General features: G+C 71.7%; 21 protein-coding genes and 1 pseudogene. 6 read left to right on the forward strand and 16 right to left on the reverse strand.

What is annotated here, in order from left to right:
- Positions 1-5: 5 nt before the first annotated feature.
- Positions 6-1,907 (forward strand): fumarate reductase/succinate dehydrogenase flavoprotein subunit, encoded by a 1,902-nt coding sequence (locus ABD999_RS24670; protein WP_372452410.1) that lies wholly within the window; start codon positions 6-8, stop codon positions 1,905-1,907.
- Positions 1,904-2,656, forward strand: a complete 753-nt coding sequence (locus ABD999_RS24675) for a succinate dehydrogenase/fumarate reductase iron-sulfur subunit (protein WP_148029212.1) — start codon at positions 1,904-1,906, stop codon at positions 2,654-2,656. Before ABD999_RS24670 ends, ABD999_RS24675 begins: the two co-directional genes overlap by 4 nt.
- A 531-nt stretch (positions 2,657-3,187) precedes the next feature.
- Here the strand turns inward: ABD999_RS24675 and ABD999_RS24680 are convergent.
- The 14 genes and pseudogenes from ABD999_RS24680 to ychF all read right to left on the reverse strand — a co-directional run bounded on the left by ABD999_RS24680 (position 3,188) and on the right by ychF (position 21,252).
- On the reverse strand, positions 3,188-4,531 hold the full coding sequence (locus tag ABD999_RS24680; RefSeq protein ID WP_271280380.1) for a hypothetical protein: 1,344 nt from the start codon (positions 4,529-4,531) through the stop codon (positions 3,188-3,190).
- 73 nt (positions 4,532-4,604) lie between these two features.
- Positions 4,605-6,359: a hypothetical protein gene (locus ABD999_RS24685; RefSeq protein WP_271280379.1), complete on the reverse strand. Its 1,755-nt coding sequence runs from the start codon at positions 6,357-6,359 to the stop codon at positions 4,605-4,607.
- A 66-nt stretch (positions 6,360-6,425) separates the two neighbouring features.
- Complete coding sequence (locus ABD999_RS24690; RefSeq protein ID WP_148029209.1) at positions 6,426-6,821, reverse strand: (deoxy)nucleoside triphosphate pyrophosphohydrolase; 396 nt, start codon at positions 6,819-6,821, stop codon at positions 6,426-6,428.
- Positions 6,818-7,909: a C40 family peptidase gene (locus ABD999_RS24695; protein WP_271280378.1), complete on the reverse strand. Its 1,092-nt coding sequence runs from the start codon at positions 7,907-7,909 to the stop codon at positions 6,818-6,820. Before ABD999_RS24695 ends, ABD999_RS24690 begins: the two co-directional genes overlap by 4 nt.
- A complete protein-coding gene (locus tag ABD999_RS24700; protein ID WP_271280377.1) occupies positions 7,906-8,532 on the reverse strand; it encodes a hypothetical protein in 627 nt (208 codons plus the stop codon). The genes ABD999_RS24695 and ABD999_RS24700 overlap by 4 nt, the downstream gene beginning before the upstream one ends.
- Before the next feature lie 3 nt (positions 8,533-8,535).
- Positions 8,536-10,965, reverse strand: coding sequence for a type IV secretion system protein (locus tag ABD999_RS24705; RefSeq protein ID WP_345482901.1), 2,430 nt, complete (start codon positions 10,963-10,965; stop codon positions 8,536-8,538).
- The gene (locus ABD999_RS24710) at positions 10,962-13,439 is read right to left on the reverse strand and encodes an ATP-binding protein (RefSeq protein WP_148029206.1); all 2,478 of its coding nucleotides are present in this window, start codon (positions 13,437-13,439) and stop codon (positions 10,962-10,964) included. Before ABD999_RS24710 ends, ABD999_RS24705 begins: the two co-directional genes overlap by 4 nt.
- A 47-nt stretch (positions 13,440-13,486) precedes the next feature.
- Positions 13,487-14,470 (reverse strand): MinD/ParA family ATP-binding protein, encoded by a 984-nt coding sequence (locus ABD999_RS24715; RefSeq protein ID WP_271280347.1) that lies wholly within the window; start codon positions 14,468-14,470, stop codon positions 13,487-13,489.
- Positions 14,471-16,921: 2,451 nt separating this feature from the next.
- Positions 16,922-17,170 (reverse strand): annotated as a pseudogene (locus ABD999_RS43980) (conjugal transfer protein); the annotation flags it as partial.
- 54 nt (positions 17,171-17,224) lie between these two features.
- Positions 17,225-17,470 carry a hypothetical protein gene (locus ABD999_RS24725; protein ID WP_231619207.1) on the reverse strand — a complete coding sequence of 82 codons (246 nt, stop codon included), beginning with the start codon at positions 17,468-17,470 and terminating at the stop codon, positions 17,225-17,227.
- A gap of 75 nt (positions 17,471-17,545) precedes the next feature.
- On the reverse strand, positions 17,546-18,301 hold the full coding sequence (locus tag ABD999_RS24730) for a conjugal transfer protein (RefSeq protein WP_271279158.1): 756 nt from the start codon (positions 18,299-18,301) through the stop codon (positions 17,546-17,548).
- Positions 18,302-18,983: 682 nt separating this feature from the next.
- Positions 18,984-19,262, reverse strand: coding sequence for a hypothetical protein (locus tag ABD999_RS24735; protein WP_148029202.1), 279 nt, complete (start codon positions 19,260-19,262; stop codon positions 18,984-18,986).
- Positions 19,263-19,377: 115 nt separating this feature from the next.
- The gene (locus ABD999_RS24740; RefSeq protein WP_271279159.1) at positions 19,378-20,118 is read right to left on the reverse strand and encodes a class I SAM-dependent methyltransferase; all 741 of its coding nucleotides are present in this window, start codon (positions 20,116-20,118) and stop codon (positions 19,378-19,380) included.
- A 57-nt stretch (positions 20,119-20,175) separates the two neighbouring features.
- Positions 20,176-21,252, reverse strand: a complete 1,077-nt coding sequence (ychF, locus tag ABD999_RS24745) for a redox-regulated ATPase YchF (protein ID WP_271279160.1) — start codon at positions 21,250-21,252, stop codon at positions 20,176-20,178.
- Positions 21,253-21,336: 84 nt separating this feature from the next.
- Here ychF and ABD999_RS24750 point away from each other — a divergent pair, with 84 nt between their 5' ends.
- Both ABD999_RS24750 and ABD999_RS24755 read left to right on the forward strand, forming a co-directional pair.
- Positions 21,337-22,593 carry a DNA recombination protein RmuC gene (locus ABD999_RS24750; protein ID WP_148029200.1) on the forward strand — a complete coding sequence of 419 codons (1,257 nt, stop codon included), beginning with the start codon at positions 21,337-21,339 and terminating at the stop codon, positions 22,591-22,593.
- A 14-nt stretch (positions 22,594-22,607) separates the two neighbouring features.
- Positions 22,608-23,123: a DUF6542 domain-containing protein gene (locus ABD999_RS24755; RefSeq protein ID WP_148029199.1), complete on the forward strand. Its 516-nt coding sequence runs from the start codon at positions 22,608-22,610 to the stop codon at positions 23,121-23,123.
- Here the strand turns inward: ABD999_RS24755 and ABD999_RS24760 are convergent.
- Positions 23,120-24,085, reverse strand: a complete 966-nt coding sequence (locus ABD999_RS24760; protein WP_271279161.1) for a 4-hydroxy-3-methylbut-2-enyl diphosphate reductase — start codon at positions 24,083-24,085, stop codon at positions 23,120-23,122. The two genes, ABD999_RS24755 and ABD999_RS24760, sit on opposite strands and share 4 nt — an antisense overlap.
- A gap of 101 nt (positions 24,086-24,186) precedes the next feature.
- Between ABD999_RS24760 and ABD999_RS24765 the strand changes: the two genes are divergently transcribed.
- Entirely contained in the window at positions 24,187-25,140 is a 954-nt protein-coding gene (locus ABD999_RS24765) for a DUF8129 domain-containing protein (RefSeq protein ID WP_271279162.1), read from the forward strand.
- Positions 25,137-26,339 (forward strand): exodeoxyribonuclease VII large subunit, encoded by a 1,203-nt coding sequence (gene xseA, locus ABD999_RS24770; protein WP_219544024.1) that lies wholly within the window; start codon positions 25,137-25,139, stop codon positions 26,337-26,339. The genes ABD999_RS24765 and xseA overlap by 4 nt, the downstream gene beginning before the upstream one ends.
- Here xseA and ABD999_RS24775 read toward each other — a convergent pair.
- Positions 26,317-26,928, reverse strand: a complete 612-nt coding sequence (locus ABD999_RS24775; RefSeq protein ID WP_219544025.1) for a TetR/AcrR family transcriptional regulator — start codon at positions 26,926-26,928, stop codon at positions 26,317-26,319. The two genes, xseA and ABD999_RS24775, sit on opposite strands and share 23 nt — an antisense overlap.
- Between the last annotated feature and the right edge of the window lie 57 nt (positions 26,929-26,985).

Here is a 26,985-nt window from a genome sequence, read left to right on the forward strand (position 1 = left end):
TTCAAGTGGATAACTCGATCAACATCGAGCGTCACGAGTACGACGTGGTCGTCATCGGCGCGGGAGGCGCCGGGCTGCGTGCCGCCATCGAGGCCCGCCAGCAGGGCAAGCGCACGGCGATCGTGTGCAAGTCGCTGTTCGGCAAGGCCCACACCGTCATGGCCGAGGGCGGGGCCGCCGCCGCGATGGGGAACGTCAACTCCGACGACAACTGGATGGTGCACTTCCGCGACACCATGCGGGGCGGCAAGTTCCTCAACAACTGGCGGATGGCCGAGCTGCACGCGAAGGAGGCGCCGGACCGGGTCTGGGAGCTGGAGGCCTGGGGAGCGCTCTTCGACCGCACCAAGGACGGCAAGATCAGCCAGCGCAACTTCGGCGGCCACGAGTATCCCCGCCTGGCGCACGTCGGCGACCGCACCGGCCTGGAGATGATCCGCACGCTCCAGCAGCGCGTGGTGGCCCTCCAGCAGGAGGACCACGAGCAGCACGGCGACTACGAGGCCTACATCAAGGTCTTCCAGGAATGTACGGTCACGCGCCTGCTCAAGGACGGCGACCGGATCTCCGGGGCGTTCGGCTACTGGCGCGAGACCGGCAGCTTCGTCCTCTTCGACGCGCCCGCCGTGGTGCTGGCCACCGGCGGCATCGGCAAGTCCTACGTGGTCACCTCGAACTCCTGGGAGTACACCGGTGACGGTCACGCCCTGGCCCTGCTGGCCGGCGCGAACCTCATCAACATGGAGTTCATCCAGTTCCACCCCACCGGGATGGTCTGGCCGCCCTCCGTGCGCGGCATCCTCGTCACCGAGTCGGTCCGCGGCGACGGCGGCGTGCTGCGCAACTCCGAGGGCGAGCGTTTCATGTTCAAGTACATCCCCGAGGTGTTCAAGGACAAGTACGCCACCACCGAGGAGGAGGGCGACCGCTGGTACACCGACCAGGCCAACAACCGCCGGCCTCCGGAGCTGCTCCCCCGTGACGAGGTGGCCAGGGCCATCAACGCCGAGGTGAAGGCGGGCCGCGGGTCCCCGCAGGGCGGCGTCTACCTGGACGTGTCCACCCGCCTCCCGGCCGAGGAGATCAAGCGGCGGCTGCCGTCGATGCACCACCAGTTCAAGGAGCTGGCCGACGTCGACATCACCGCCGAGCCCATGCAGGTGGGCCCGACCTGCCACTACATCATGGGCGGCGTCGAGGTCGACGCCGACACCGGCGGCGCGTCCGTACCCGGGCTGTTCGCGGCCGGCGAGGTGTCCGGCGGCATGCACGGCTCCAACCGGCTCGGCGGCAACTCGCTGTCGGACCTGCTGGTGTTCGGCCGGCGCGCGGGCGCCGGCGCCGCGGCCTACGTGGACGCGCTGCCCGCCCGGCCCAAGGTGGCCCAGGAGCAGGTGGACGCGGCCCGCACCGAGGCGCTGGCGCCGCTCGAGCGCTCCAGCGGCGAGAACCCGTACGAAGTGCACCACGAGCTCCAGCGGACCATGAACGAGCTGGCCGGCATCATCCGCAAGGCCGAGGAGCTCACCGAGGCGCTGGAGGTCGTGGAGAAGCTCAAGGAGCGCGTGCAGCTCGTCGGCGCGGGCGGCTCGCGCATCTACAACCCCGGCTGGCACCTCGCGCTCGACCTGCGCAACATGGTCCTCGTGTCGGAGTGCGTGGCCAAGGCCGCGCTGATGCGCGAGGAGAGCCGCGGCGGCCACACCCGCGACGACCACCCGGGCATGCGGCCGGAGTGGCGGCGCAAGCTGCTGGTCTGCTCCACCGAGGACGGCGGGTCCATCACGGTCGAAGAACAGGAGCAGCCCGCGATGCGGGACGACCTGATCACTCTGTTCGACCGCGACGAGCTGAGCAAGTACCTCACCGACGACGAGATGGACGAGTTCGACAGGATCGCGAAATGAGTTACAAGGCGAAGTTCAGGATCTGGCGCGGTGAGAGCGGCGAGGGCAAGCTCGAGGACTTCACCGTCGAGGTGAACGAAGGCGAGGTCGTCCTCGACATCATCCACCGGCTCCAGGCGACCCAGGCCCCCGACCTGGCCGTGCGCTGGAACTGCAAGGCCGGCAAGTGCGGCTCCTGCTCGGTCGAGATCAACGGCAAGCCGCGGCTGAGCTGCATGACCCGCATGTCGACCTTCGCCGAGGACGAGACGATCACGGTGACCCCGATGCGGACCTTCCCCGTCATCAAGGACCTCGTCACCGACGTCTCGTACAACTACCAGAAGGCCAGGGAGGTGCCGTCCTTCACGCCCCCGGAGGGCGTGCGGCCGGGCGAGTACCGGATGCAGCAGGTCGATGTCGAGCGGTCCCAGGAGTTCCGCAAGTGCATCGAGTGCTTCATGTGCAACAACGTCTGCCACGTGGTCCGCGACCACGAGGAGAACAAGCCGGCCTTCTCCGGGCCCCGGTTCCTGATGCGGATCGCCGAGCTCGACATGCACCCGTACGACGTGGCGGACCGCAAGGAGTCGGCCCAGGAGGACCACGGGCTCGGCTACTGCAACATCACCAAGTGCTGCACCGAGGTGTGCCCCGAGCACATCAAGATCACCGACAACGCGCTGATCCCGATGAAGGAGCGCGTCGCGGACCGCAAGTACGACCCGCTGGTCTGGCTCGGCAGCAAGATCTTCAAACGCGCCAAGTAACACCCTCGGAAACGCGGCGGGCCTTGTTCCCGCCGCGTTTCCCATCTCCAGCACCGTCCTACCGGCAGTTGCCCGGAACACGCCGTACCCGCTGGGAACAGGCGCTCCGCCGGGAACGAGCCGCGCTCACCACGAACAACCCCTGCGCCGGAAACACGGCCTGTTCACGGCGAACGAGCCCCCACCGAGAACACTCCTCGCTGGGCGAGAACGGACACGCTCGCCCGAAACCGGCGCTAAGCCCGAAACCCGCCTTGCTCGCCGGGAAACGCCGCGCTCACCGCGAAAGAGCCTCCGCCGAGAACACGCTCTGCTCGCTGTGAACGGACACGCTCGCCCGAAACCCGCCTGCTCCCCGCGAACGAGCCCGCCGCCGGGAACACGCCGCGTTCGCCGCACTCAGCCCGGAACGAGGCGCTCGGCCGGAAACACGCCTTGCCGCCGTGAACAAGCCCTCGCTCGGAACCTGCCGCGCTCACCGTGAACGGACACACTCGACCCGGAACGCGCAGTGCTCGCCGCAGGCGCGTGTCAGCGGGGGTGGCGTCCGCGCTCGTCCGGACCGTGATCGTCGTCGGGGAAGCGCTGCACGATCGTACGGTCGAGGTCGGACGGCGGGTTGCCTGTCATCCGCGGGCCGAACCAGGGCTCGGAGTCACCAGATTCGGCAGCCGAGGCCGGGCCCAGAGGCCGATCCGGGGTGTCCTCGTACGGGGCCGCGCCGCCCGGCGGGATGTCGGAGGACGGCGGCTCCGGCGCGATCAACGGCTCGAACGGCGCCCGGAGCTGCTCCCTCTCCGCCTCACCCGGCTGGTGACCATACGATTCCCTGGTCGCCTCACCCGGCTGGTGCCCCGACGAGTCCCTGCTCGCCTCACCCGGCTGGTGACCCGACGACGGCGGCTGGCCCGGCTGGTGACTGTACGAGCCGTACTGGTCGGGAGCCAGGACGACCGGACCCTGCTCGGGCATGGGGGCGGGCGCGGTGTGGGGGGCGTTCGGGTCGTGGTAGACCGCGCCGTACTGGACCTGCCCGCTCGGGAACGTCTGGACGGGCACGAAGCTGATGATCGGCGCGTACGCGGTGCCGCCAGGGTAGCCGGGGGCCGCGACGCCCGCCGTGGCGTAACCGGGCCCCGCCGGGTAGCCCTCGGCCTGGTGCGGGTACGGGCCGGGCTGCTGAGGATAGGCCCCGGGGTAGGCCCCGGCCTGCGGACCGGCCTTGCGCACGGCCGCGGCGTGAGCCATCCGGCGCAGCCGCCCCTCGAAGATCAGCACCGCGAACAACGCCAGCAGCACCATGATCAGCGCCGGGATGCTGAGCCGCTGGGTGAGACTGCGCTGGTCGTACTCCGGCGCCGCGTTGCGCACCTCCAGCTGCACCGTGTCGCTCTCGACGGAGGCGGCGTCGGTGGAGAGCGCGGGTGTCGGGGTGTCGGTGCCGGCCACGGTGGGCATCTGCACCGACTCTTCGGCCGACGACGTGACGGGGTCCGGCACTTCCTGCGGCGTCTCTTCCGGCAGTTGCTGCGGCGGCGGGGCCACCGACTGCGTGACCGGCGCCGGGTCGGGGGCCTTGGTCGTCTTGGTCTTCGTCGGCTCGGGAGCCTTGGTCGTCTTGGTGGGCTTCGCGGTGACCGTCTTGGTGATCGTGGTCTCGGGCTGCTCCGGCTCCGGGGTCGGGGTCGGGAGCGTGGTGGTGATCGTCACGGTGGTCTGCGGCGGGCACTCCTGCCCGACGTCACACGGCTCCACCGGGTCCAGCGCCGTAGCCGAAGCCGTCGCGCCCGCGCCGACGAACGGGATGACCCCGATGCCGGTTAACCCGATAGCGAGCACCATGGCGGAGACGGCCGTCGCTCGTTTGCGTGCCACCTGTGCCCTCCGCGATTGGCGAATCCACGGTCAAGGGAATACTAGTCGGGTCAAAGGAACAGTAAAGACGGATCTAGAATACCTTTCTCCGCATTCGCCGGGCCTGTGCCTTGGCGACTGCCCAGAGTCCCACGAGCAACACCCCGATCCCGCCCGCCACGTACGGCAACCCGCCGACCCCGGCCAGCGGATTCGTCCTCTCCGCGGCTCGTACACTCACCTGCGCCCCGTCGACGGTCCTCGGCAGCGGCGCCCCGGGAACCACCTCCTGCGCGGCCTCGACCGGCGGCGGAGCCACCTCGGGCAGCTTCACCTCGCCATGCTGATGCGTCCGATCCGGAGCCGCGGGCCACTCGCCGGCCCCGTCCTCCAGCGAAGGCTCCTGAAGCTCGGCCCCCCACCCGTGCTCCTCCGCGCCTTTACCGGCCTCACGCCCGTGCTCCTCCGCGCCCTTGCCGACCTCACGCCCGCGCTCCTCCGCGCCCTTACCAGCCTCACGCCCGCGCTCTCCCCAACCCTTACCGGCCCGCCCGTGCTCCTCCCGGCCTTTACCGGCCTCAGGCCGTCCGGACCGGTCACGCGACTCCACCGCCTTCGCACCGCCCCGCTGGTCCCCAGGCTGACGCGCCGACTCGGCGTCGTTCACCCGACCAGGCTCGACCGGACGGCCCAGGTCCCCGAGTTCAGGCGCCGACTCCGCGCCAGGCGCCCCCCGGCCAGACCCTTGCTCACCTCGCCCGGCCGCGCGATCCTCCCGAGCCCCAGGCTGACGCGCCGGCCCGGCCATATGCGCTCGATCCGGCTCCGCCGCGCGGCCCAAGCCCTCGGGAGCACCCGCCGACTCGTCGTCAGGCACCTCCCAGCCGATCTCCCACGCACCTCGCCCGGCCGCGCCATCTTCCCCGCCCCTGGGCTCACGCGCCGACCCGGCGTCACGCGCTCCACCGAACTCGGCCGCGCGACCGAAACCTTCACGGTCACGCACGCGACGAGGCTCGGCCACGTGACCCTCGCGGTCACGCACGTGACCAGGCTCGGCCACGTGACCCTCGCGGTCACGCGCCGACCTCTCCCAGCCAGTCCCCCGCTCAGGTCGCCAGGCCGCCCTGTCCTCCCCGTACTCGGGCCGGCGCGCCGGCTCGGCGGCGCGCATCCGCCGCCGGTCGCCGGGCCACTCCTGCCACGTCTCGCGCCGCGCGCGCTCGCCCGCCTCCCAGCGGCCGAACTCCCGCTCTTCGACGGCGCGCGGGTCCCGCGACTCATCCCACGGGTCCGGGACGGGGGCCGCGGGGCCGTTCATGGTGGAGGATTCATCGGCGACGGAAGTGGTGGCGGTGCGCAGGATGGTCGTCAGGCCGCCGTCCCCCTCACGCAGCCGGGCCACCGCCGCCACCTCCACCTCCTCGGCGCCCGACGGCACGGACAGCACCACCTGTACGGCCTTCTCCGACGAGACGTCACCCAAGTGGCACGCCTGCGCCCCGGGCACCGCCACCCCATCGGGCGCGGTCAGCGCGCGGGCGGCCAGCGCCCGAGCGGTGATCTCCGCGCCCCCGGGGTCGGGCGTGTCGGGTGGAGGGACATGACGAGCACAGGACAGCCCGGTGAGCGAGTGCACGGGCGTCGCCGCCACCGCCAGGCTCGCGTCCTCGGCCATGCCGCTCAGCCGCACCTCGTACCGGAGCACGTCGCCCGTCCTGATCCACCTGACCATGCCGGCGGGATCATCCACCCGTTCCAGCACCATGGCCACGCCCGCCGCTGCCGCGGGCACGACCGGGGCCGCCACCAGGGCCAGGACCCCGGCCACCATCCAGCCACGGTTCATCGTGACGCCTCCCCCAGACGCGACGAAATAACGCTTAGTAATCGTTATGTCACTGAGAGCGACGTCTCAATCCTGTGCGAGGAGTTTCTCCACCGCCTCCATCAGAGGCAGGTCCGCCGCCAGCCAGGCCACGTCGTAGTACTCCCCGGGTTCCAGCCACCGCAACGCCAGATGCTCACGGGCCTGCGGCGTGCCCGAGGCGACGCGGGCCAGCCAGGCGCGCATCACGTAGCCGCCGGTGGACAGCGGCCAGTCGCCGCCCACCCGCTCGCCCACCTCGATCTCCACGCCGAGCTCCTCGCGGCACTCCCGGACGAGGGCCTCGATCTCGCCCTCCCCGGGATCCACCTTCCCGCCGGGGAACTCCCACCCGCCCATCAGCGCCGGCGGCTCGGCCCGCTGCGCGGCCAGCACCCGACCGCCCGGACCGACGATCACCGCGGCCACCACGATCACCGTCATAGCGCGGGATCCCCCAGCTTGGCGAACTGGCCCTGCACGTCGGGGTTCTGCAGCGGCCGGGTGAAGCCCACGATCTTGTCGCGGCCCTCGTAACTGGTCACCTTGATCGGCCCGCACAGGCGGCAGCGCGCCTCCACCATCTTGCCCTTCGACACGACCAGCCCGACGTGCCCCGGCCGATCCGGTCCCGTGCCCGGCCCCGAGTCGAAGAACACCAGGTCGCCCGGCTGCTCGTCGCCCTGCTGGATCTTCACCCCGAACGGCCACTGCCCGAACGTGGTGCGCGGGATCGACAGCCCGGCGTGCCGGTACGCGGCGTAGATGATGCCCGAGCAGTCGAACGCGTCCGGCCCGGTGCCGCCCCAGAGGTACGGCTTGCCGCGCTGGTCCAGCGCGAAGCCGAGAATCTTGGCCACCACGTCGCTGGGCGCGGCCTCGACCAGCGGCTCGTCACACGCGTCGTCAGCCTCCGGCGGCACCTCGACCTCCCCGGACTCGGCGTACTTGCGGGCGATCTCCTCGACCTGGTCGACGTACCACCAGGCGCGGTTGTAGACGAACAGCGCCCGCCGCACGTTCTCCGGGGCGCCGTTGCGCTTGAGCATCTTGGCCGCCCCGAGGATCGCGTCGGCCGGGTTGTAGACGTCGCCGACGCCGTCACCGTCGCCGTCGGAGGCGTAGCCGTTGAACCGCGACGACACCGGGATCCTGGCCTTGCCGCCCCACGTGCTGATCAGGAACTGCATCGGCCCGGCCGCCCCGGCGTAGTTGGTGCCGCTCTTCACCCCCGGCAGGGTGGACCGGCCGTGATCGGTCTCACGCTTGCCCACGGCGGCCAGGATCGTCCACTGGACCCCTAACTTCTCCCCGTGCTCCTTGTACAGCTTCAGGTATTCGGACGGGATGTCCGCGGCGGCCGAGTCGGACGCCTCCTGCACGCCGGCGCCGTCGTCGGTGCAGTCGGGCAGTTCGCCGCCGGAGCCGATGATCGAGGGGATCGAGGTCATCAGCATCGGCGAGATGATGGCCAGGAGCAGCACGAGCACCCCGGCGACGACGGCCGCGACGACGGCCCGGGTCCGGTTCACCCCTGGGTGTCCCCCTCCTGGCCCTCGCTCGCCGGCTGGAGGTCGAACACACGCCAGTCGGAGCCGAGCTGGCTGACCGTGACCGCGTAGTCCCCTGACAGTTGCCGGGTGCCGCTCTTCGCGGTGATCTGCTGCGTTCCGGAGACCACGAACACGATGGACGCCTTCTCGATCTGCCTGATTTCCCGGAGTTTCGCCGTGGCCGTGGAGACCACCTGGTCGGCGCGGTTCTGCTCCACGGTGCCGGGCGAGGTGAGGGTACGGGCGAGCACGTTGCCCAGGTCGGCCGTGGTGTAGCGGCGCACCCGGGCCGCGTACGCGGCCGGATCCTCGTCATGGCGGAACGTCGCGTACTCGGCCGTGAACCGCTCGGCCAGATCGGCGGCGGCGGCCAGTTGCTCCTTCGACATGGGCAGGTAGGCGTAGACGTCGAACGGCGCGCCGCTGGCGGTCGCCAGCGGCGTGGCCGGGATGACGGGCGAGGTGGTGGTACGGGGCGCGGCCCGCTCCTCGGCGGCGGGCTCGCGGGAGTCCGGCCACATGGTCAGGTAGAGGCCGACGGCGGCGACCACCACCACGATGGCGGCGAAGACCAGCCCTCGCCTGTCACCCGGCTGCGCCACGGTCTAGTCCTTGTCGGGGTTGGTGGGGTTGAGCCAGAAGGGCACCTCGGGCTCGCTCCTGCGCGAGCCGCTGCCCCACAGCGGCGGCGGCTCGGAGCCGCGCCGGTCGGAGTCGGAGCGGTCGAAGAACCCGCCTCCCGAGCCGCCCCCGAAGACGCGGCCGTCGGGGTTGCGGCCGAAGACGCCGCCGGAGGAGCCGTTGTCGCTCCACCGGGAGCGCCCGGACCGTGACCCGCCGGACCGCGACCCGCCGCCGAACAACGACCCACCGGAACCGGAACCGCCACCGGACCCGCCGAACCGCGACCGACCCGACCCGGAACCGCCCGAGCCGCCCGATCCGCCCGATCCGCCGAACAACGACCCGCCGCCGGACCGCGACCGGCCCGATCCGGAACCCCCGGACCGCGAGCCACCGGACCCGCCAGAGCCACCCGACCCGCCGAAGCGCGAGCGCGAACCGCTCGACGAGGCCCCGCCGCGCGGCGCCCAGCCACCACCGGCACCGCCGAACCAACCGCCCCCGCCGGACGCACCCGAGCCGGCGGACCCACCGGCGCCACCGCCTCCGGACCCGCCGGAAACCCGGGGGCCGCCCGAACCGGAGCCGCCCGAGCCCCGGGGACCACCGGCCGCCCGGGCTCCGCCCGCGCCGGCGCCCGACCGTACGGGACCGCGCCCGGCAGCGCCGCCCCGCCCGTTCGCCCCGCTCAGGTTGAGCGGCGGCGCGTCGCCCTTGCGTGCCTCGGGCACGCCCCTGCCGACGCCCTTGGCGCCCTGCTGCTCCTTGTCCAGCGGCGCGGGCACGCGCACGCCCGAGGCGCCCTCGCCCTCCTCGCCCCTGGCCCGCCCCTGGGCGACCCCGGCGGCGGCCGCGCCGGCCACCCCTCCGGACGCCGCGGCCGTGATGAGCGGCTCGGCCTTGCGCACTCCCCAGCGCCCGATCCGCGCCGACGCCACCGGCGGCAGCACGTTCGCCGAGCGCTCCAAGGTCCGCGAACTGGCCGCCTCGCCGAGCATCCGGGTGGCGAGCGTGTGCCCGTTGATCGAGGCGAACAGGTGCTGGAACGGTCTGCGGTAGAAGAACACCGCGATCGTCAGCAACGCCATGAACAGGATCTGCAGCCCCCACGGCATCGCCGTCGAGATGATCAGCGCGTACCCGTACACGAGCACCCCGAGCACGAGCGCCAGCACGGCCTGCCGGAGCAGCGTGCCGACGAGCATCTCCACCCAGCGCATGGCGATGATCCGCCCGCTGCCCGGATGCACGCCGATGAGCAGGAACACCGGCCCGAGTATCAGCAACAGCAGGAAGCCCACCTTCAGCACCAGCAGCGACACCGCCACCAGGAAGATGAGCACCCCGGCCACCATGGCGGCGATCAGCGCCCCGATGGCCACGCCGAGCCGGCTCGTCCAGTCACGGCCGGAGAAGATGAAGTAGCGCGAGTCGTTTCTCAGCTTGTCGGCGACCTCGGCGTACTTCGCCTGGTGGGCGCCCACGTCGGGAGCAGGATTCTCGGCCGTCGCGGCCGGGATGGACTGGGTCTCCAGCATGACCCGGCCGAAGTCGCGCACGATCGGCTGGTTGGGGTCGGCGGTGCCGAACATGCCCATCAGCCACGGCTTGCACACCAGCGTGGACCAGAGGGCGTCGGCGTTCTGGTCGACGCCGGGCGTGCCGTTCTGCCCGAAGCCGCCGGCCCGCACCTGGGGGTTGGTCTCGCCGGGCGGCGGGAGGCAGGACGCGCCGCCCGCGCCGGGCAGGCCGGAGAAGGCGGAGTTGACCACTTCGCCGGTCTTGTCCGTGACGACCTTGCCCAGCCCGGTGAAGTCCTGCGGCCGGCTGAGGAACCAGGTCGCGACCGTGACCGCGAGTACCATCCAGATCACGCCCTCGGCGGTGGTGGTGGCCCGCTTGCGGATCAGCCCGTACCAGGCGAGCCAGATCGCGCCGAGGATGACGACCGGCTGGAGATACGGCCAGTACATGGCCTGCGACAGGTTCGTGACGATGTCGTCGACCACGTCCTTGATCGCCTGGAGCGGTCCCTCGGTGGCCGCGGCCTGGTACGTCGTGATGGTCAGCCGGTCGATGGCCTTGGCCCACAGGAAGATCGTGTTGGCCCAGGAGTTGCCGAGTACGGCGGCGATGTCGGAGCAGCCCAGCTCGTGCGTGTGCCAGAACTGCCCGGACATGCCGAACTGGCCGTAGTTGGTGACGGGCTGCGCCGCGCCGCCCTCGGGGACCGGTGGCTGGATCATGCCGTCGACGCCGCTGCCGATCACCTCGGGCGCGAGCTCGCCCGACAGGTCGCAGGGCGCGGCCGCGGCCGGCGACGTGGCGCCGATCACGACGGGCACCACGACGAAGCCGAGCAGCACCGTCACCACGGCGAGCGCCCACCGCCTGGGTAGCCGGATCTTCATGACCGCACCTCCTGCGCCCTGCCGATGCCCCCCTGAAGATCATCATGCCCGTCGCCGTCGGGTTTGTCGTGCGTCGGGTTCGTGTCGAGCCAACGGAGAAGTTCCTCCGAGATGAGGTCCACCCCGATGCGGCCCGCCCTGCCGTCCAGATCGCGGAACACGCACTCCCCGTTGCCCAGCGAGCGGAGCACGGCCTTGTGCTCCTCCAGGGGCTCCACCCCGAGCAGTGACATCACGTGGTCGACCTCCACCCGTTCGGTCGACCGGAAGGCGAACACGGACGACAGGCAGTTCGTCACCTGCTCGTTGAGCAGGTCGCCCGCGTTCTGGCTGACGAGCACCAGTGCGGTGTTGCGGGAGCGGCCCATCCGGCTGACCTCGGGCACCAGCTTCGCGCCCTCGGGCGTGGAGGTGATGGCCCACGCCTCGTCCAGGAAGATGGCCTTGGGCGCGCGCCGGTCGAGCCCGTTCATCAGCCGCCGGGCGAACTGGGACACCAGGTAGAGCAGCGCCACCGAGAGCCGCTGCTCGTAGGAGTAGTCGTCCCTGGTCGTGGCCACGTCCGGCAGGGTCAGCCCGCCGAGCGTGAACACCGTGGTCCAGCCCTCGCTGTCGATCTGGTCGCCGCCGGACGGGTCGAAGCAGAGCCTGGCCAGGTGCATCTCGGACATCGAGCGCAGCACCGCGCCGAGGTTCTTCGACGCGGCGTCCTCGGCCCGCTCCAGGTGGTCGACGACCTTGCCGAGCGACGGGTCCGGTTGGTTGGACACCGCCGCCACCGCCTGGATCATGGCCGACTCGCGCTCCTCCGACATGCGCGGCAGCAGCAGCCGGAGCGTCTCGGTGGCCATCGTCTTCTTGGCCGCGATGTCGTCGCCGAACGAGAACGGGTCGAGCAGGCCGGGCGCGGCCGCCCCGAGCGGGATGATCCGCGCCTTGCGGCCCCGCTTGTCGAGCAGCCGCACCAGCGACTCGGCGTCGCCCTTCGGGTCGATCACCGCCACCGTGACGCCGCGCAGCGCCATCTGGTAGATCATCAGCAGCGCGAGCGTGGTCTTGCCGCCGCCCGGCTCGCCGGTGATCGCGATCGCCGTGGGCCGGTTGCGGCTCGCGGCCAGCAGCGGGTCGAAGTGGACGATGCTGCGGGCCCGGCCGACGGTCTCGCCGATGTAGGGGCCCAGCCAGCCCTCGCCGTCGTGTTCGAGCCGGTCGCCGAGGTCGACGGTCGCCGTGGCCATGCCGCCCGCGATCGTCCGCAGCGGCTGCCGCTGGGCATAGGCGTTGATCTTGACCCGCTCGCCCGGCAGCGACTCGCAGAACAGCGAGAACTGGTCGCCCGTCGAGTTCACCACGTCGATGCCCATGTCGCGGTAGTGCTCGACGACCGCCTCCACCCGCTGCACGCAGATGTCCTCGGTCGGGGCCGACACGATCAGCCGGTGCCACCCGTACACGAACGGCAGCCGCTCCTTGGTGATGCCGTGCTCCAGCATCCGGGCCGCGTCGATCTGCTCCGCCAGCGCCAGCGGCGCCTCCGCGCCCGCCTCGCGGATGTGGATGTCCATGTCACGGGCGTGCGCCAGCTTGCGCGCCACGTCGCGGGACGCCTTCACCGGCGGGATCAGCCGCATCCTGGACGAGATCTCCACCGGGAACGGCAACTGGTCGGCGAAGTGCATCCACGGCTCGCCGTCGGGGAACGGCATCAGGTCGGGGAACCGCGCGAACGACAGGTGGGCCACGTACGAGTCGCCCTGCGGCTGCACGACGCGCAGCAGCGACCGGCCGTTGTGGATCTCCCCCTCGACCAGCGCCTCGATCTCGCCCTTGCCCCAGCGCCGCTTCGGGCTGGCCGACGGCGGCCCGTCGGCGAGCCCGCCCGCCGCCGCGTGCTGGAACAACCACGCCACCTCCGTGGAGGTGGCGTGCCTGGCGTAGAGGGCGCTGGAGGCGAGTGCCCGCCCGAGCCGTTCGGCCTGTTCGGTCCAGCGCGTGATCTCGCCGTCCGGCACGTGGTCGTCATCCAGGCCCAGCACCTTCTCCGTACGCTGGTAGAACCCGAGAAGCTGGGCCAGCGCGCCCGCGCCGAGCTGCTTGCCCCGCGCCCCCAGCCGGACCCCGAGATAGACCTCCTTGGTCCAGAAGTCCTTGGCCCAGACGTGGCGGTACATCTCCTCCAGGTAGTCGCGCCACCCAGGCCCCTCGTCGGAGGTGCCGTTGAGCGCCATCGCCCACTCGGCCGCCGGGTAGGCCCGATGCGCCACCCGCAGGTGCACCTCGGCGTCGGGCATCCTGATCGCGGCCAGCGCGATCGTGATGTTGGTGGCCAGCGCCTCGCGCTCCTCCGGCGTGACGAACTCGTAGCTGACCGTCGGAAGGCGGAAGTACGCCCACGCGCACGTGTCCGTGAGCAGGATGCGGTCGTCGAAGAAGCGGACGGCCAGGCGCTGCTGCGCACGGGACGCCCTGCTCATGCCGCCCCCTCAGCGCATGAACGGGCCAGACCTGCTCGGATGTTCACTTAACGCTCACCGATTCTCGTGCCCGGGGGGTCACTCGCCAACTCCTCTTCGCTAGGTCGGATCCTCTGTGCCGCGAAGCCTGCGACCACGACCCCCGCGAGCGCCAGGTACGCCCTCCTGCCGGCCGTGCGCAACCGCCCGGGATCCACGACCTCCACCCCGCCGGGGGCCAGGTCGTCCTCCCAGGGCACCCTGACGATGGCCCGGCACCTGCCGCTGGCCACCGCCTCCGCCTGCTCGACGTCCGGCATCGAACGCCTGCTCACCCCGTTGACCACCATGACCGCGCGCCGCCTCAGGTCGGCGCAGCCATGGCCGTCGAGCCACTCGTACGTCATCCCGACCGCCTCGGGCGCCTCCTCGCTGGCGGGCACCACGAGCACGAGCTGGTCCGCGTACGGGAGCACGCGGGCGGCCAGCGCGGCGGCCGGGTCGATCACGGTCAGCTTGTAGTGCCGGTCGAGCAGGGCCAGCGCGTCGCCCAGCCGGTCGTCCGAGAAGAGACTGCGGTCGGCCAGCCGCTGCTCGGCCTCCGCGTCGCCGTCGGCGCCCACCACCTCCAGGCCCGAGGAGGTGCGGGTGGTGTAGCCGCGCATCCTCAGGTAGCCGCCGACCTGGGGCAGCCCGGCCAGCAGCGACGTCAGCGTCTCGGGCGTCTCCGGCTCGATCCTGCTGCTCAGCGTGCTCGCGCCGCTGCTGGCGTCGACGGCCACCACGCGGTCGTCGCGGTAGTGGGCCAGCGTGTGACCCAGCATCAGCGCCGTCGTGCTCTGACCCGCGCCGCCCGTGCAGCCCAGCACCACGATCCGGCGGCTGCCGCTGAACACGCTCCTGGCCCGCGCCTCGTCGATCTCGGACCCGTCGCCGCGCACCCCGTTCCCGCCGACCACGACCCGCGCGACCCGCCGCCACCCGCCGGAGTCCCGCCCCACGACGGACTCGACCCGCCGCACCTTGGCCTCCCCCGCCCGAGGCCCCGGCACGATCACCCCATCAGCACCCTCGACATCCTGCCTACCCCCATCACCCCGTACGTCCCGCACCCCACCGTCGCGCAGGTCCCGCCCACCCTCAGCTTCATCAGCGCGCTTGCCAGAAGACGCGTCCCGCTCATCCCCGGTCCCAAGCTGCGCATCCCGCCGGTCGCCAGCCCGCGACCCACGCTCCGCGTCGCGCGAGTCTCCCTCGCGCGTCCCACGCACATCCCGCCCGTCCTCAGCCCGGACCCCGCGCTCCACATCCCGCAAGTCACCGTCACGCATCCCGGAGGGCGCGTCCCGCAAGTCTTCGGCACCCGCCCCCGCGCGTGCATCCCGCCGATCGCCAGCCCGCGTCCCGAGACGTCCCTCCCGGGCGTCCCCACCACGCGTCCCACGCTCCGCGTCCCCCGAATCGGGCGCGCCCGCCCCCGCGCGTGCGTCCCGCGAATCGCCAACACCCGTCCCTGCGCTTGGGTCCTGCCGGTCGCCAGCCCGCGTCCCGAGATGCGCCGCCTGCCCATCCCCACCGCGCGTCCCGCGCTCCGCGTCACGCGAGTCGCCAGCGCCCGTCCCCACGGGTGCATCCCGTTGGTCGCCAGCCCGCGTCCCGAGGCGTGCCTCCCGCCCATCCCCACCGCGCGTCCCACGCTCCGCGTCACGCGAGTCGGGCATACCCGCCCCCGCGCGTGCGTCCCATCGATCGCCAGCCCGCGTCCCGAGATGTGCCTCCCGCCCATCCCCACCGCGCGTCCCACGCTCCGCGTCACGCGAGTCGCCAGCGCCCGTCCCCGCGGGTGCATCCCCTTGGTCGCCAGCCCGCGTCCTGGGACCTGCTTCCCGTCCGCTCCCAGCGCGCGTCCCGCGCTGCGCGTCGTGCGAGTCGCCAGCGTGCGTCTCTTGCCCGCGAGCGGTGTCCGTGTCCTGCCCTGCTTCGGACCGCGTCTCCGGGTCCGGTACGGGATGCTCGCCGGAGGCCTGAGCCTCTGGGCGATCGGCAGGCTCGGGGGCGGTGGACACCGCTCGAAGCCCGCGGCGCCGCACCGACGTGTCCACCACGAGGCGTATCTCGCCCGCACCCTCCTGGCTTACGGACAGGTCCTGCTCTTCGACGACCCCGGTCTCTTCGCGCGCACGCTCGGACCGCGCCGTCGCGCCGTCCCCCTCGTGCTCGGCAGGCCCGGGAGTACCGGGAGCGCTCGCCGCACCCTTTCCCTCTCGGATCTCATGCGAGCCCTCAGCATCCTTACCGCCATGCTCCCCGGAAAGTGCCTCCGCACCCGACGTACCAGCTCGCGCGGGCAGGCCCTCCGCACCCGGAACACCACCGCGCCCGACTGACGAGGCCTCCCCTGACGGGGACTCCGCACCTGGCGCGCCATCCCGCAGGTCCGACGAGGCAACCTCCTCGGGCGGGAACTCCCGTACGACCGGCTGGGAGACTCGCCCACCCGGCGTACCGGCGCCTTCCCCGGAGGGGGCGCTGTCTTCACGAGGGGACGGCCGGTCGGAGGAGGTGTCGGCTGTCTTCGGGAGCTCGTCTCGTCTGGTGGGGAACGCCTGGTCGGAGCCGCGCAGAGGCCGGGACAACGTGACCGGCCGGGAGTCGGGGGTCAGCGGCGCCCAGCTCCGCTGTGCTTCGGCGAGCAGGGCGGGGTTGAGCTTCGGCGGCTGCCCCTTGCGGTGCTGACTCCTGGCCGCCTCGTCCTCCCGGCCCTGCTCGGGCGCGGGGCGCGCGGCGCCGGCCGGGGGCCCGTCGGCGCTGGCGGCCAGCTTGCGGAGGCGCCGCAGCGCTTCGGTGTCGATCGGCTTGGCCCCGGTCTCCTGGCGCGACCTGCGTCCGCCGGTGTCCGCGCGAGAGTCCTCCTCTGGCGAAGCCGCGGGCGGCACGTCGGACGGCGGAACCGCCGGTACGGTCCCGCCCCCGGAAACCGGCTGACGCTCCACTTCTGCGGCCTCGCGCTCCGGCGTCTCGGTGTCGCGAACCAGGCGAAGCTCCCGTACCGGCATGCGGGAAGCGGCAGGTTCGCCCGAGTGGGCCCGCTTACGTACGGGAGCGGAATCGTCGGCGGGCGGAGCCGCGGGCTCCTGGGACGGGAGGGCGGGAGGAGCGCCGGGCCGGGTGCGGGAGCCCCAGCCCGTGCGGGCGGGCTCCACCGCGGTGGCGGGAAGCCGGGCCGACTCCGCCACCGTGACCGTGAGCTGGGCGGCCGCCACGGGGGCCTGGGCCGCGGCGGCAGCGGCGGCGGCCACCGCGGGCCGGACCTGCCGCGGACCCGTCGCCGGCGCGCGCTTGCGCGCGGGCTTGCGGGACTTGCGAGCGGCCTTGACCCGTACGGGGTAGGCACGCCAGACGCGGGCCGAGAACGTGACGGTGTCGGGCTCCGACAGGGAGGCCAGGCGGTACCACGCCTTCGGCTCCCCCAGGTAGCGCAGCTGGGACTCCAGCAGCTCGGTGAGCCGCTTGCCCTCGATGACCGGCCGGGTGGACAGCCATGTCACGATGCCCGGCGGCACCAGGAAGAGCACGTGCCAGGGCATCGCCACCGGCACGCCGATGACCCAGAGCAGGAGCGACCACGGGACGAAGACGCCGACGAACACGCCGATCCAGACGATCGGGAGCGGCATGGGCAGCCGTAGGTCGTACAGCTTGTAGAGCCGCTTCTCGATACGCCAGATGTTCGTGTACGTGGGCAGGTCCACGCGGTCCTCCTCTCCACCCGCTCGTTCATGACCACAGGAGAGTGGTCTCAACCCTTACTGGATGCCGAGGGCACCCGCGATCGCCTTGGCCGTCACCTCGATGATGTTGGGTACGTAGAAGATCACTCCGATGGCCACGGCCAGGATGAGGAACTGCACGAACCGCGTGATCTCGCGCGTGAAGAGGAAGAACAGCGCGACCACGGACACGACGACGAGGAAGAGCGGGGCGAAGAACGCGCGCAGGAACTCGGCGAGCCCTTCTGTGTTGACGCCGGTGGGTGCGGGTGTCGGCGTCATCTCGATCAGGTTGAGCAATATGGTTTTCACGATCACTTCTTGTCCTCCCGGGGGGTGCCGATCAGCAGGACGCTGTTATCCGACGACACGACCGGCGCCACGGATGTCGTCGACGTACCATTTGTCGCCCTGTTTCTCGACTGTGAGGCGGTATGCCTGCTGGAGGCGGCCGTCCGTCACGCCGGGTTCGGCGGTGACGTCGGGGTCGGTGGACGCGGGCGCGCTGCCGGGCACGACCCAGACCACGACCGCCTCGATCTCTCTTGTGGCACCCCCCACAGGCACCACGACGCTTTTGAGCTCGGCGAAGCTGAAGGCGCCGGCGAAGCTCGGCAGGCTCGTGCCGGCGGTGACGTAACGCTGAAGTTCGGCGGTGTTGCCAGAGGCGTAGTTGCGGAAGAAGCCCTCCAGCTGCGGCTTGAGCTCGGCGGTCGCCGCGTCGTCGGTCTCCGGCCCGGCCACCTGGGGCAGCTGGGCGGGGGCGGGCGCGGGCAGGATCGCGGGCCAGCCCGAGACGACGAACCGCCGGCCGTCGTCGCCACCCGAGTAGTAGACCGGCACCGACAGGTGGAGCCTGCGCGGGCCGGACTGGAAGGCCACCGTGACGACGGCGTTGGCGTCGTCGGCGATCTCGATGTCGTACGGCTGGATGGCGACGGCGCCCAGCTTGCCGTTGCCGTCCCAGCCGAGTTGCTGGTCCATGCCCTCGGCGACGAAGGCGGCCAGCTTGCTGGACCTGCTCACGGCGTCTTCCGGGCTGAAATTCAGGTAGACGCCGGCGAACTGGGCGGCGAACGCCATGGCCTGGTCGTCGGGAAAACCGCTGCCCACTTGCGCAGACTCATTCGGAGCGGCGGCGTTTTGCCCGGTAAACCGCTCGAATGGGGCACGGATCCCATTTACCACGATTACTACGATAAGCGCCCACAGGACTATGCGGCCCGTCCAGACGAGCCACCGCCCGCCGCCACCCGACCAACCGCCGCGCCGCGGCCTGCGCGGCGGCGGCGCGTCGTATCCGGTGTCGGGGTGTGCTGAAAGCTCGGGCCCGCCAGTGGTCCGAGGACCGTGCTGGACGGTTGACCTACGAGCCATCACGCCTCCGCTCGCGCCAATCGCCCCGGCTGGCGCGGTGTCGTCCGTTGCCGATCCCCATCATCCGCGGTGAAGCAGTCACCTTATCCGGTCTCCGCCATTGTTCCAGGAAAGCCACGCCCATGCTGCAAGCATCGCCGTCCAGGGGCAAACCGAGTCCGCATAGGACGCACCCGGCGCGCCGATTTGTGTGTGTTCCCTGCCGAAAGGGCATTCGACCAGGCCAGAGACCTAAGAACGCATAACCCGACCGCCACGAATACCTGTCCTCATGGCGGAGCAATGGCTTTGACCTGCGATTTCCTCGGACTCCGATACCCGCTCGGTCTGCCATCGGGGCACGGCCGGCGGAGATCCGGCTGTGAGGCGACGCGGGACGCCGGGGCTCCCACCCCCGGACTGCCCGGCCGCGGGGGCGTCAGGCCGGTTCGCCGGGGCGGTGGTCGCGGAGCCCTGCCGGGTGGACGGCGCGCTCCAGCGAGCCGCGCAGCTCCGCCAGCACGCTCGTGGCGGCGTCGCGGCCGCGCAGCCGGGCCACCACCTCCTCGCGCTCACCCGCCTTCATGCGGAGGTAGTCGTCGCGGTCGACGCGCAGGCCGTACATCAGCTCGACCCGCAGGAGCGCGAGCTCCTCCTCCAGGCTGATGCCGGTGAGTCTGGGCGCCGGACGCCGGTTCCTGATGATGCGACGGAGCATGGGCCCTCCCGAGTCAGCGTGGCCGCCGTGACCGTTCGACGCGCGGGAGGCCCAAGTGGTTGACGCGGAAGAGATCCCGCAATCAGATGTTTAGCTTCCGGGTAATTGTGACAGATCACACATCAGCGGCACGGGCCACGAACACGAACTCGCGACCCGGCCGATCCGGAGCGTCCCTGACGTCCTCGACGCGGAAGCCGGCCTCCCGCAGCGAGCGCCCGACCTCCCCCCTCTCCCGGAAGCGCAGTGTCGAGTCCGAGGTGAGCACCGCGCCGTCGGCCGCGAACACGTACGTCTGGCGGAAGGTCACCAGCGGACCCGAGACGTCCAGGACGTCGCTCCACGACTCGACCGGGCCCACCTCCGGGATCTCGGTGACGGCGTGCGTGCGGGCCCGGTTCCACTCCTCCCAGGCGCGGCGGGCGGGGTCGCGGGTCTCGAAGGCGAGCACGCCGCCCGGCCGCAGCGCCGCGCGCACGCCGCGCAGGGTGGCGAGCCAGTCGTCGTCAGTGAGGAAGACCTGGGCCACGTTGCCCGTCATGGTGGCGAGGTCGGCCCGGATCGGCGGCAGCGGCGGCAGCACGGTGGCGTCGCCGAGGATCCAGCGCACCCGATCGGCGCCCGGCTTGGCGCGGGCGACCGCCAGCGACGCCTCGGCGGGGTCCACGCCGACCACCTCGACGCCGCGCTCCGCGAGCAGGCAGGCGAACACGCCGGTGCCGCAGCCCACGTCGAGCACCCGCCGCGCGCCGAACTCCGCCACCATCGCGGCGTACGCGACGAGATCGCTCCGGTCGGCGTCGAGCGCGTCGTAGATCCGGGCGAGCCGAGGCTCGGCGTAGTGCGGATCAGGCATGAAATGACGCTATCGACCCGTACAACCGGTTTTCCGGAGACGGGAGGGCCACCGCGGCTACACGTTGAAGCGGAACTCCACCACGTCGCCGTCCTGCATGACGTAGTCCTTGCCTTCGACGCGGGCCTTGCCGGCCGCGCGGGCGGCCGCGATCGAGCCGACCTCCACGAGGTCGTCGAACGAGACCACCTCGGCCTTGATGAAGCCGCGCTGGAAGTCGGTGTGGATGACCCCGGCCGCCTCCGGCGCGGTGGCGCCCTTGGGGATGGTCCAGGCGCGCGACTCCTTGGGCCCGGCGGTCAGGTAGGTCTGCAGGCCGAGGGTCTCGAAGCCGACCCGGGCGAGCTTGCTCAGCCCTGACTCGTGCTGGCCGACGGACTCCAGCAGCTCCATGGCCTCCTCCTCGTCGAGCTCGGCCAGCTCGGACTCCAGCTTGGCGTCGAGGAACACCGCCTCGGCGGGCGCGACCAGGGCCGACATCTGGGCCTTCAGCGCGTCGTCGACCAGCTCGTCGGAGTCGACGTTGAACACGTAGAGGAACGGCTTGGCCGTCAGCAGGTGGAGCTCGCGCAGGTCGGGGCCGCCGAGCCCGCTCTCGAAGATGGTCTTGCCGGTCTCCAGGACCGCGAGCGCGGCCTGGGCCGCCTCCAGCGCGGGCTTCTTGTCCTTGTTGTGGCGAGACTCCTTCTCCAGGCGCGGGATGGCCTTCTCGACCGTCTGCAGGTCGGCCATGATCAACTCGGTGTTGATCGTCTCGATGTCGCGCTTGGGGGAGATGTCGCCGTCGACGTGGGTGACGTCGGGGTCATTGAAGACCCGGATCACCTGGCAGATGGCGTCGGTGTCGCGGATGTTGGCGAGGAACTGGTTGCCCCTCCCCTGCCCCTCCGACGCGCCCTTGACCAGGCCCGCGATGTCGACGAACTCCACCTTGGCGGGCAGGATGCGGGCGGAGCCGAAGATCTCGGCCAGCTTGGGCAGGCGCTCGTCCGGCACGCCCACGATGCCCACGTTGGGCTCGATGGTGGCGAACGGGTAGTTGGCGGCGAGGGCGTTGCCGGTCTTGGTCAGCGCGTTGAACAGCGTGGACTTACCGACGTTGGGCAGGCCGACGATGCCGATGGAGAGGCTCACGCCCAGCGAGTTTACTTGCTCCCCGAAGGCGGCCAGGCGTGTCGGGGGCCGATGCGGGCGGGACGGGCTGCAATCATCGATCAGATGGATGTCGTCTCGCTTCTCCTCGGCCTGCTCATCGGCGCCGCCGTCGGGTTCCTCGTGGCCAGGACGAGAGCGGCGGTGCGGGTGGCCGAGGCCGACGCGCGCGCCAAGTCCGCCGGCGAGAAGCTCGTCTACGTCGAGGAGCAGCTCGCCGAGCGCTTCCAGGCCCTGTCCACCCGCGCGCTCGACGTCAACAACGTGCGCTTCCTGGAGTTGGCCGAGACCCGTCTCGCCGCCACCAGGGCGGAGGCGGCGGGCGATCTGGAGCAGCGCAGGCAGGCCGTCGAGCATCTGGTCGAGCCGCTGCGCGACGCGCTGGCGCGGGTCGAGACGCAGCTGCGCGACACCGAGTCCGGCCAGCGCGCGGCCCGGGCGGAGCTGGCCAAGGAGATGGAGTTCGTCCGCCACAGCCACGAGCAGCTCCGCTCCCAGACCATGGCGCTGGTGCGGGCGCTGCAGCGACCGGAGGCGCGCGGCCGATGGGGCGAGATGCAGCTGCGCCGGGTCGCCGAGATCGCCGGCATGCAGCGCCACTGCGACTTCGACGAGCAGGTCGCCGAGGGCCCGGTACGTCCCGACATGGTGGTCCGGCTGGCCGGCGGCAAGAACATCGTGGTAGACGCCAAGGTGTCGCTGGCCGCCTACCTGGAGGCCGCGGAGGCGGGCGACGAGTCGCTGGCCACGGTCCGGCTCGACGCGCACGCCCGGCACGTGCGCGAGCACGTCGACCGGCTGGCCGCCAAGTCCTACTGGCAGGCGTTCGCTCCCACGCCGGAGTTCGTGGTGCTGTTCATCCCCGGCGAGGCGTTCCTGGCGCCCGCGCTGGAGCGCGACCCCGCCCTGCTGGATTACGCGATGGCCCGCCGCGTGCACATCGCCACCCCGACCACGCTGATCACGATGCTCCGCACCGCTCACTACGCCTGGCAGCAGGCCGCGCTGAGCGAGAACGCGCGCGCGGTGTTCGAGCTGGGCAAGGAGCTGTACGAAAGACTGTCCTCGATGGGCCGGAACGTGGAGTCGCTCGGCAGGTCGCTGGCCCGTACCGTGGAGATGTACAACAAGACCGTCGGGTCGCTGGAAAGCCGAGTCCTGGTCACCGCACGCAAACTGCACGATCTGGGCGTCGTCGACGGCGAGCTCGACTCCCCCGAGATGGTCGAGGGCGTGCCGCGACCCCTGGCATCCCCCGAACTGCTCGAAACCACGTCTCTCATCACACACACGAACGGTAAGTTGGCCAACGGGTCGCAATAAGGGGGGTGGGGCCGGTGACCGGCACAGGCAAGCGTTCCGCCGTCAGGCTGACCGCCCGCGGCGCCATCGCGCTCACGCTCGTCTCCACGCTCGGCGGTTACGTGCTGGCCGCCCTGCTCGACATGCAGCTGCTGGTCGGCCTGGCGTTCGTGGCCGCGTGCGTGCTCGGCGTGGTGCTGGTCAACCCGCGCGAGCTGCTGTCGCTGGTGGTGACGCCGCCGCTGGTGTTCTTCGTCGCGACCCTCTTCGTCGAGCTGGGACGGGCGCTCGTCTCCGTGGGCATCCTGCAGTCGCTCGCGCTCGGCCTCTACGGCTCGCTGTCGCGCGGCGCGCCCTGGCTGTTCGCCGGCTCGGCGATCGTGCTCGGCGTGGCGTGGGCGCGCGGGCTGCGCGACAACGTGCGGGAGCTCCGCGACGAGCTCAGGGCGGGCGCGGAGGTGCCGCGCCCGCGCCAGCCGCAGCCGTACGTGCCGGAGCCCGAAGGTTACTTCGAGCCCCGGGTCTACGGCACGCCCAGGGGCGAGGACTAGGAGACGCGCAGATCCTTGCGCAGCTCGTGGGGCAGCGCGAAGCGCACCTTCTCCTGCACCGACTCGACCTCGGTCACGTCGTCGAAGCCGTGGCTCGCCAGCCGCGCCAGCACCTCCTCCACCAGCTCCTCGGGCACCGACGCGCCGCTGGTGACGCCGACCGTGGTGACGCCGTCGAGCCACTCGTCATGGATGAACGTGGCGTTGTCGACGAGGTAGGCGGCCGCGGCGCCGTGTTCCTTGGCCACCTCGACCAGGCGCTTGGAGTTGGAGGAGTTGTCGGAGCCGACCACGATCACCAGCTCGGACTCCGCGGCGATCTCCTTGACCGCGACCTGCCGGTTCTGGGTGGCGTAGCAGATGTCGTCGCTGGGCGGGTCGATCAGGGCCGGGAAGCGCTGCTTGAGCCGAGCGACGGTCTCGTTGGTCTCGTCGACCGACAGCGTGGTCTGCGACAGCCACACCAGCTTGCCGGGGTCGCGCACCTCGACCTGGTCGACCGCGTCGAGGCCGTCGACGAGCTTGATGTGGTCGGGCGCCTCGCCGCTGGTGCCCTCGACCTCCTCGTGCCCTTCGTGACCGATGAGCAGGATGTCATAGTCCTGACCGGCGAATCTCTTGGCTTCGTTGTGGACCTTCGTGACCAGCGGGCAGGTGGCGTCGATGGTGCGCAACGCGCGCTGCTCGGCCTCGGCGTGCACGGCGGGAGAGACGCCGTGGGCGGAGAACACCACGATCTCCCCCTCGGGCACTTCCTCGGTCTCCTCGACGAAGATCGCGCCCTTGGCTTCGAGCGTCTTGACCACGTGGGTGTTGTGGACGATCTGCTTACGCACGTAGATGGGCGCGCCGTACTGCTCCAGCGCCTTCTCGACCGCCACGACGGCACGATCGACTCCGGCGCAGTAACCGCGCGGCCTGGCCACGAGCACGCGGCGGGAAGTAGGGGTGTGGAGCTCCATAGTCCATATGCTACGTGGAGCGGCCGACCGGCCCGCGCGTGCGCGTGTGCCCGCGTTTTGCCAGACTGGCCGTTCCACACTGACCTCCCAGGGAGACGTACATGTCCCTCAGCGACGTGATACGCAACATCGCCAAGACCGTAACCGACAAGGACAGGCTCAAGGAGAAGGCCCGCGAGCTGCCGCTCTTCGTCGTCCAGACCACGCTCAGCGCCGCCGGTCAGACGCTCATGCTGGTCGACCGGGTGAAGAACTCGCTCAGGGGCGGCAAGGACGAGGAGAAGAAGGACGACCTCGAATCCCGTCCCGCGACGGCCGAGAAGCCGGCCGCCGCCGAGGAGGAGACGAAACCGGCCCGCAAGGAGCCGGTCATCTTCGCCCCCAGGCCGGAGGCGGCCGAGCCCAACGGCACCGCCAAGACCAAGCCGGACCCTGTCATCTTCAGCCCGGCCGCCAAGACGGACACCAAGCCGGAGGCCGAGACCAAGCCCGAGCCGGAGACCAAGCCGAAGCCCGAGCCCGAGGCCAAGCTCAAGACCGAGACCAAGCCCGAAGCCAAGACCGAGGCCAAGACCGAGGCGCGGCCCGAGCCGGAGGCCAAGCCCGAGGCCAAGACCGAGGCGCAGCCCAAGCCGGAGGACAAGCCCGCCGCCGCGCCGGAGCCCGCTTCCGAGCCGACGCTCGCCCATGAGCCGGCCGTCGCCCAGCCGGTGACCGTCACCGAGCCGGAGCCCGAGCAGGCCGAGGAGAAGCCGAAGGCCAAGAAGGCCAAGGCCGCGCCCGCCAAGGCGCCGGAGACCGCGAAGCTGGCCGAGGCCGCCGAGACCGTCCCCGCCGCCGTCGCCGAGCACGAGCCGGCCCTGGGCGCGGGCGAGCTGGCCGAGCCGCTGCCCGGCTTCGCCTCGCTGTCGGTGGCGTCGCTGCGCGCCCGCATGCGCGGCAAGACCGGCGAGCAGATCGCCGAGTACCTCGCGTACGAGCAGGCCACCTCGGGTCGGCCCGAGGTGATCCGCATGTACGAGAACCGCCTGGCCAAGCTGCGCGCGGGCGAATGACGTCCAAGACCACGCCCGAGGCGCCGTTGCCGGTCCGCACGGTCCTGCAGATGGTGGGCGGCTGGATCGGCAAGCTGGGCACGGTCTGGGTCGAGGGTCAGATCACCGATCTGAGCGCGCGCGGCGGCACGGTCTTCCTGACGCTGCGCGACCCGGTGGCCAACGTGTCCGCCCGGGTCACGGCCCCGCGAGGGGTGTACGAGGCCGCGATGCCCAGGCCCGCCGACGGCGCCAGGGTCGTGGTCCACGTCAAGCCGGACTTCTGGGTCAACCGCGGCTCGTTCGCCTTCACCGCGCTGGAGATCCGCCCGGTCGGCGTGGGCGAGCTGCTGGCCCGCCTGGAGCGGCTGCGCCAGTTGCTGGCGGCCGAGGGGCTGTTCGGCGCGGAGCGCAAGCGGCGGCTGCCCTTCCTGCCCGGCACGGTCGGGCTGATCTGCGGCCGCGACTCCGCGGCCGAGCGCGACGTGCTGGAGAACGCGCGGCGCCGCTGGCCCGCCGTGCGGTTCAAGGTGGAGGAGGTCGCGGTCCAGGGCCCGTACGCGGTGGGCGAGGTGACCGAGGCGCTGGGCCGGCTCGACGCCGACTCCGGCGTCGACGTGATCGTCATCGCCAGGGGCGGCGGGTCGCTGGAGGACCTGCTGCCGTTCTCCGACGAGACGCTGGTGCGCGCGGTGGCCGCGTGCCGCACCCCGGTCGTCAGCGCGATCGGCCACGAGCAGGACAGCCCGCTGCTCGACCTGGTGGCCGACGTACGCGCCTCCACCCCCACCGACGCCGCCAAGAAGGTCGTCCCCGACGTGGGCGAGCAGCTCTCGCTGGTGCGCCAGCTGCGCGACCGCGGCCGCAGGGTGGTGAGCGGCTGGCTCGACCGGGAGATGTCCTGGCTGGCGGCCGTGCGCTCGCGTCCCTCGCTCGCGGATCCGGTGCGCGAGCTGGAGCGGCACGCCGAGCAGGCCGACGCGCTGCGCGAGCGCGCCAGGCGCGCGCTGTCGGGCTCGCTGGACCGGGCCGGAGACGACCTCGGCCACGTGCGTGCCCGTCTGGTGGCGCTGTCGCCGGCGGCCACGCTGGAGCGCGGCTACGCGATCGTGCAGCGCCCGACGGGCGAGGTCGTGCGCCGGGCCGAGGAGGTCGCGCCGGGCGACGAGCTCACCGTACGGCTGCCCGACGACCGCCTCACGGTGCGGGCCGAGCCGTGACCGCTGCGGCGATGGAGGCGACCCCCGCCTTGATCTCCTCGACCGTCAGGCCGCGCTCGTCGCGCTGGTAGGAGATCAGGTGGGCGTTGAGCGGGGCCAGCAGGGCGTCGGCCAGGAAGTGCGGGTCGGCGTCGGGCCTGGCCTCGGCCAGCAGCGTGGCCAGGTGGGTATGGTGGACCCGATAGGGCCCGCCGAACCTGGACTTGGGTGAGCCCAGCTCCACCAGCAGAAACAGATCGAGCTGCGACACGACGCGGTCCACGAGACCGGCGAGGAAGGCCCCGACCCGCTCGGCCGGCGCCGCTCCCGGCCCCAGCGGCGGCGGGCCGCTCATGAACGCCTCCTGGAAGCGGCGCTCCCGCTCGTCGATGAGCGCCCACACCAGCCCGGCCCGGTCGCCGAAGCGCCGGTAGACCGTGCCGACGCCGACGCAGGCCTCTTTGGCGACCTCGTCCAGGGAGAGCTGGTCGGCACCCCGGCTCTCGATCATGCGGGCCGCGACATCGATGATCTTCTGCCGGTTGCGCGCCGCGTCGGCGCGCTCCGGCTGGGGCTGCCCCACCACCGGCAGCTGGCGACGTCCGCACACGGATCCGAGCATACGCGCGTTGCAACCGGAGGAATCTCCGGTTAGGCTCCGCGGTTG

The organism is Nonomuraea ferruginea (assembly GCF_039540635.1).
In the GTDB taxonomy this organism is placed as follows: Bacteria; Actinomycetota; Actinomycetes; order Streptosporangiales; family Streptosporangiaceae; genus Nonomuraea; species Nonomuraea ferruginea.

Coding starts and splice junctions, on each gene's coding strand:
- ABD999_RS24675 (WP_148029212.1), top strand. CDS start 1,904: ATGAGTTACAAGGCGAAGTTCAGGATCTGGCGCGGTGAGAGCGGCGAG.
- ABD999_RS24685 (WP_271280379.1), bottom strand. CDS start 6,359: ATGAACCGTGGCTGGATGGTGGCCGGGGTCCTGGCCCTGGTGGCGGCC.
- ABD999_RS24690 (WP_148029209.1), bottom strand. CDS start 6,821: ATGACGGTGATCGTGGTGGCCGCGGTGATCGTCGGTCCGGGCGGTCGG.
- ABD999_RS24705 (WP_345482901.1), bottom strand. CDS start 10,965: ATGAAGATCCGGCTACCCAGGCGGTGGGCGCTCGCCGTGGTGACGGTG.
- ABD999_RS24710 (WP_148029206.1), bottom strand. CDS start 13,439: ATGAGCAGGGCGTCCCGTGCGCAGCAGCGCCTGGCCGTCCGCTTCTTC.
- ABD999_RS24725 (WP_231619207.1), bottom strand. CDS start 17,470: ATGACGCCGACACCCGCACCCACCGGCGTCAACACAGAAGGGCTCGCC.
- ABD999_RS24735 (WP_148029202.1), bottom strand. CDS start 19,262: ATGCTCCGTCGCATCATCAGGAACCGGCGTCCGGCGCCCAGACTCACC.
- ABD999_RS24740 (WP_271279159.1), bottom strand. CDS start 20,118: ATGCCTGATCCGCACTACGCCGAGCCTCGGCTCGCCCGGATCTACGAC.
- ABD999_RS24750 (WP_148029200.1), top strand. CDS start 21,337: ATGGATGTCGTCTCGCTTCTCCTCGGCCTGCTCATCGGCGCCGCCGTC.
- ABD999_RS24760 (WP_271279161.1), bottom strand. CDS start 24,085: ATGGAGCTCCACACCCCTACTTCCCGCCGCGTGCTCGTGGCCAGGCCG.
- ABD999_RS24765 (WP_271279162.1), top strand. CDS start 24,187: ATGTCCCTCAGCGACGTGATACGCAACATCGCCAAGACCGTAACCGAC.
- xseA (WP_219544024.1), top strand. CDS start 25,137: ATGACGTCCAAGACCACGCCCGAGGCGCCGTTGCCGGTCCGCACGGTC.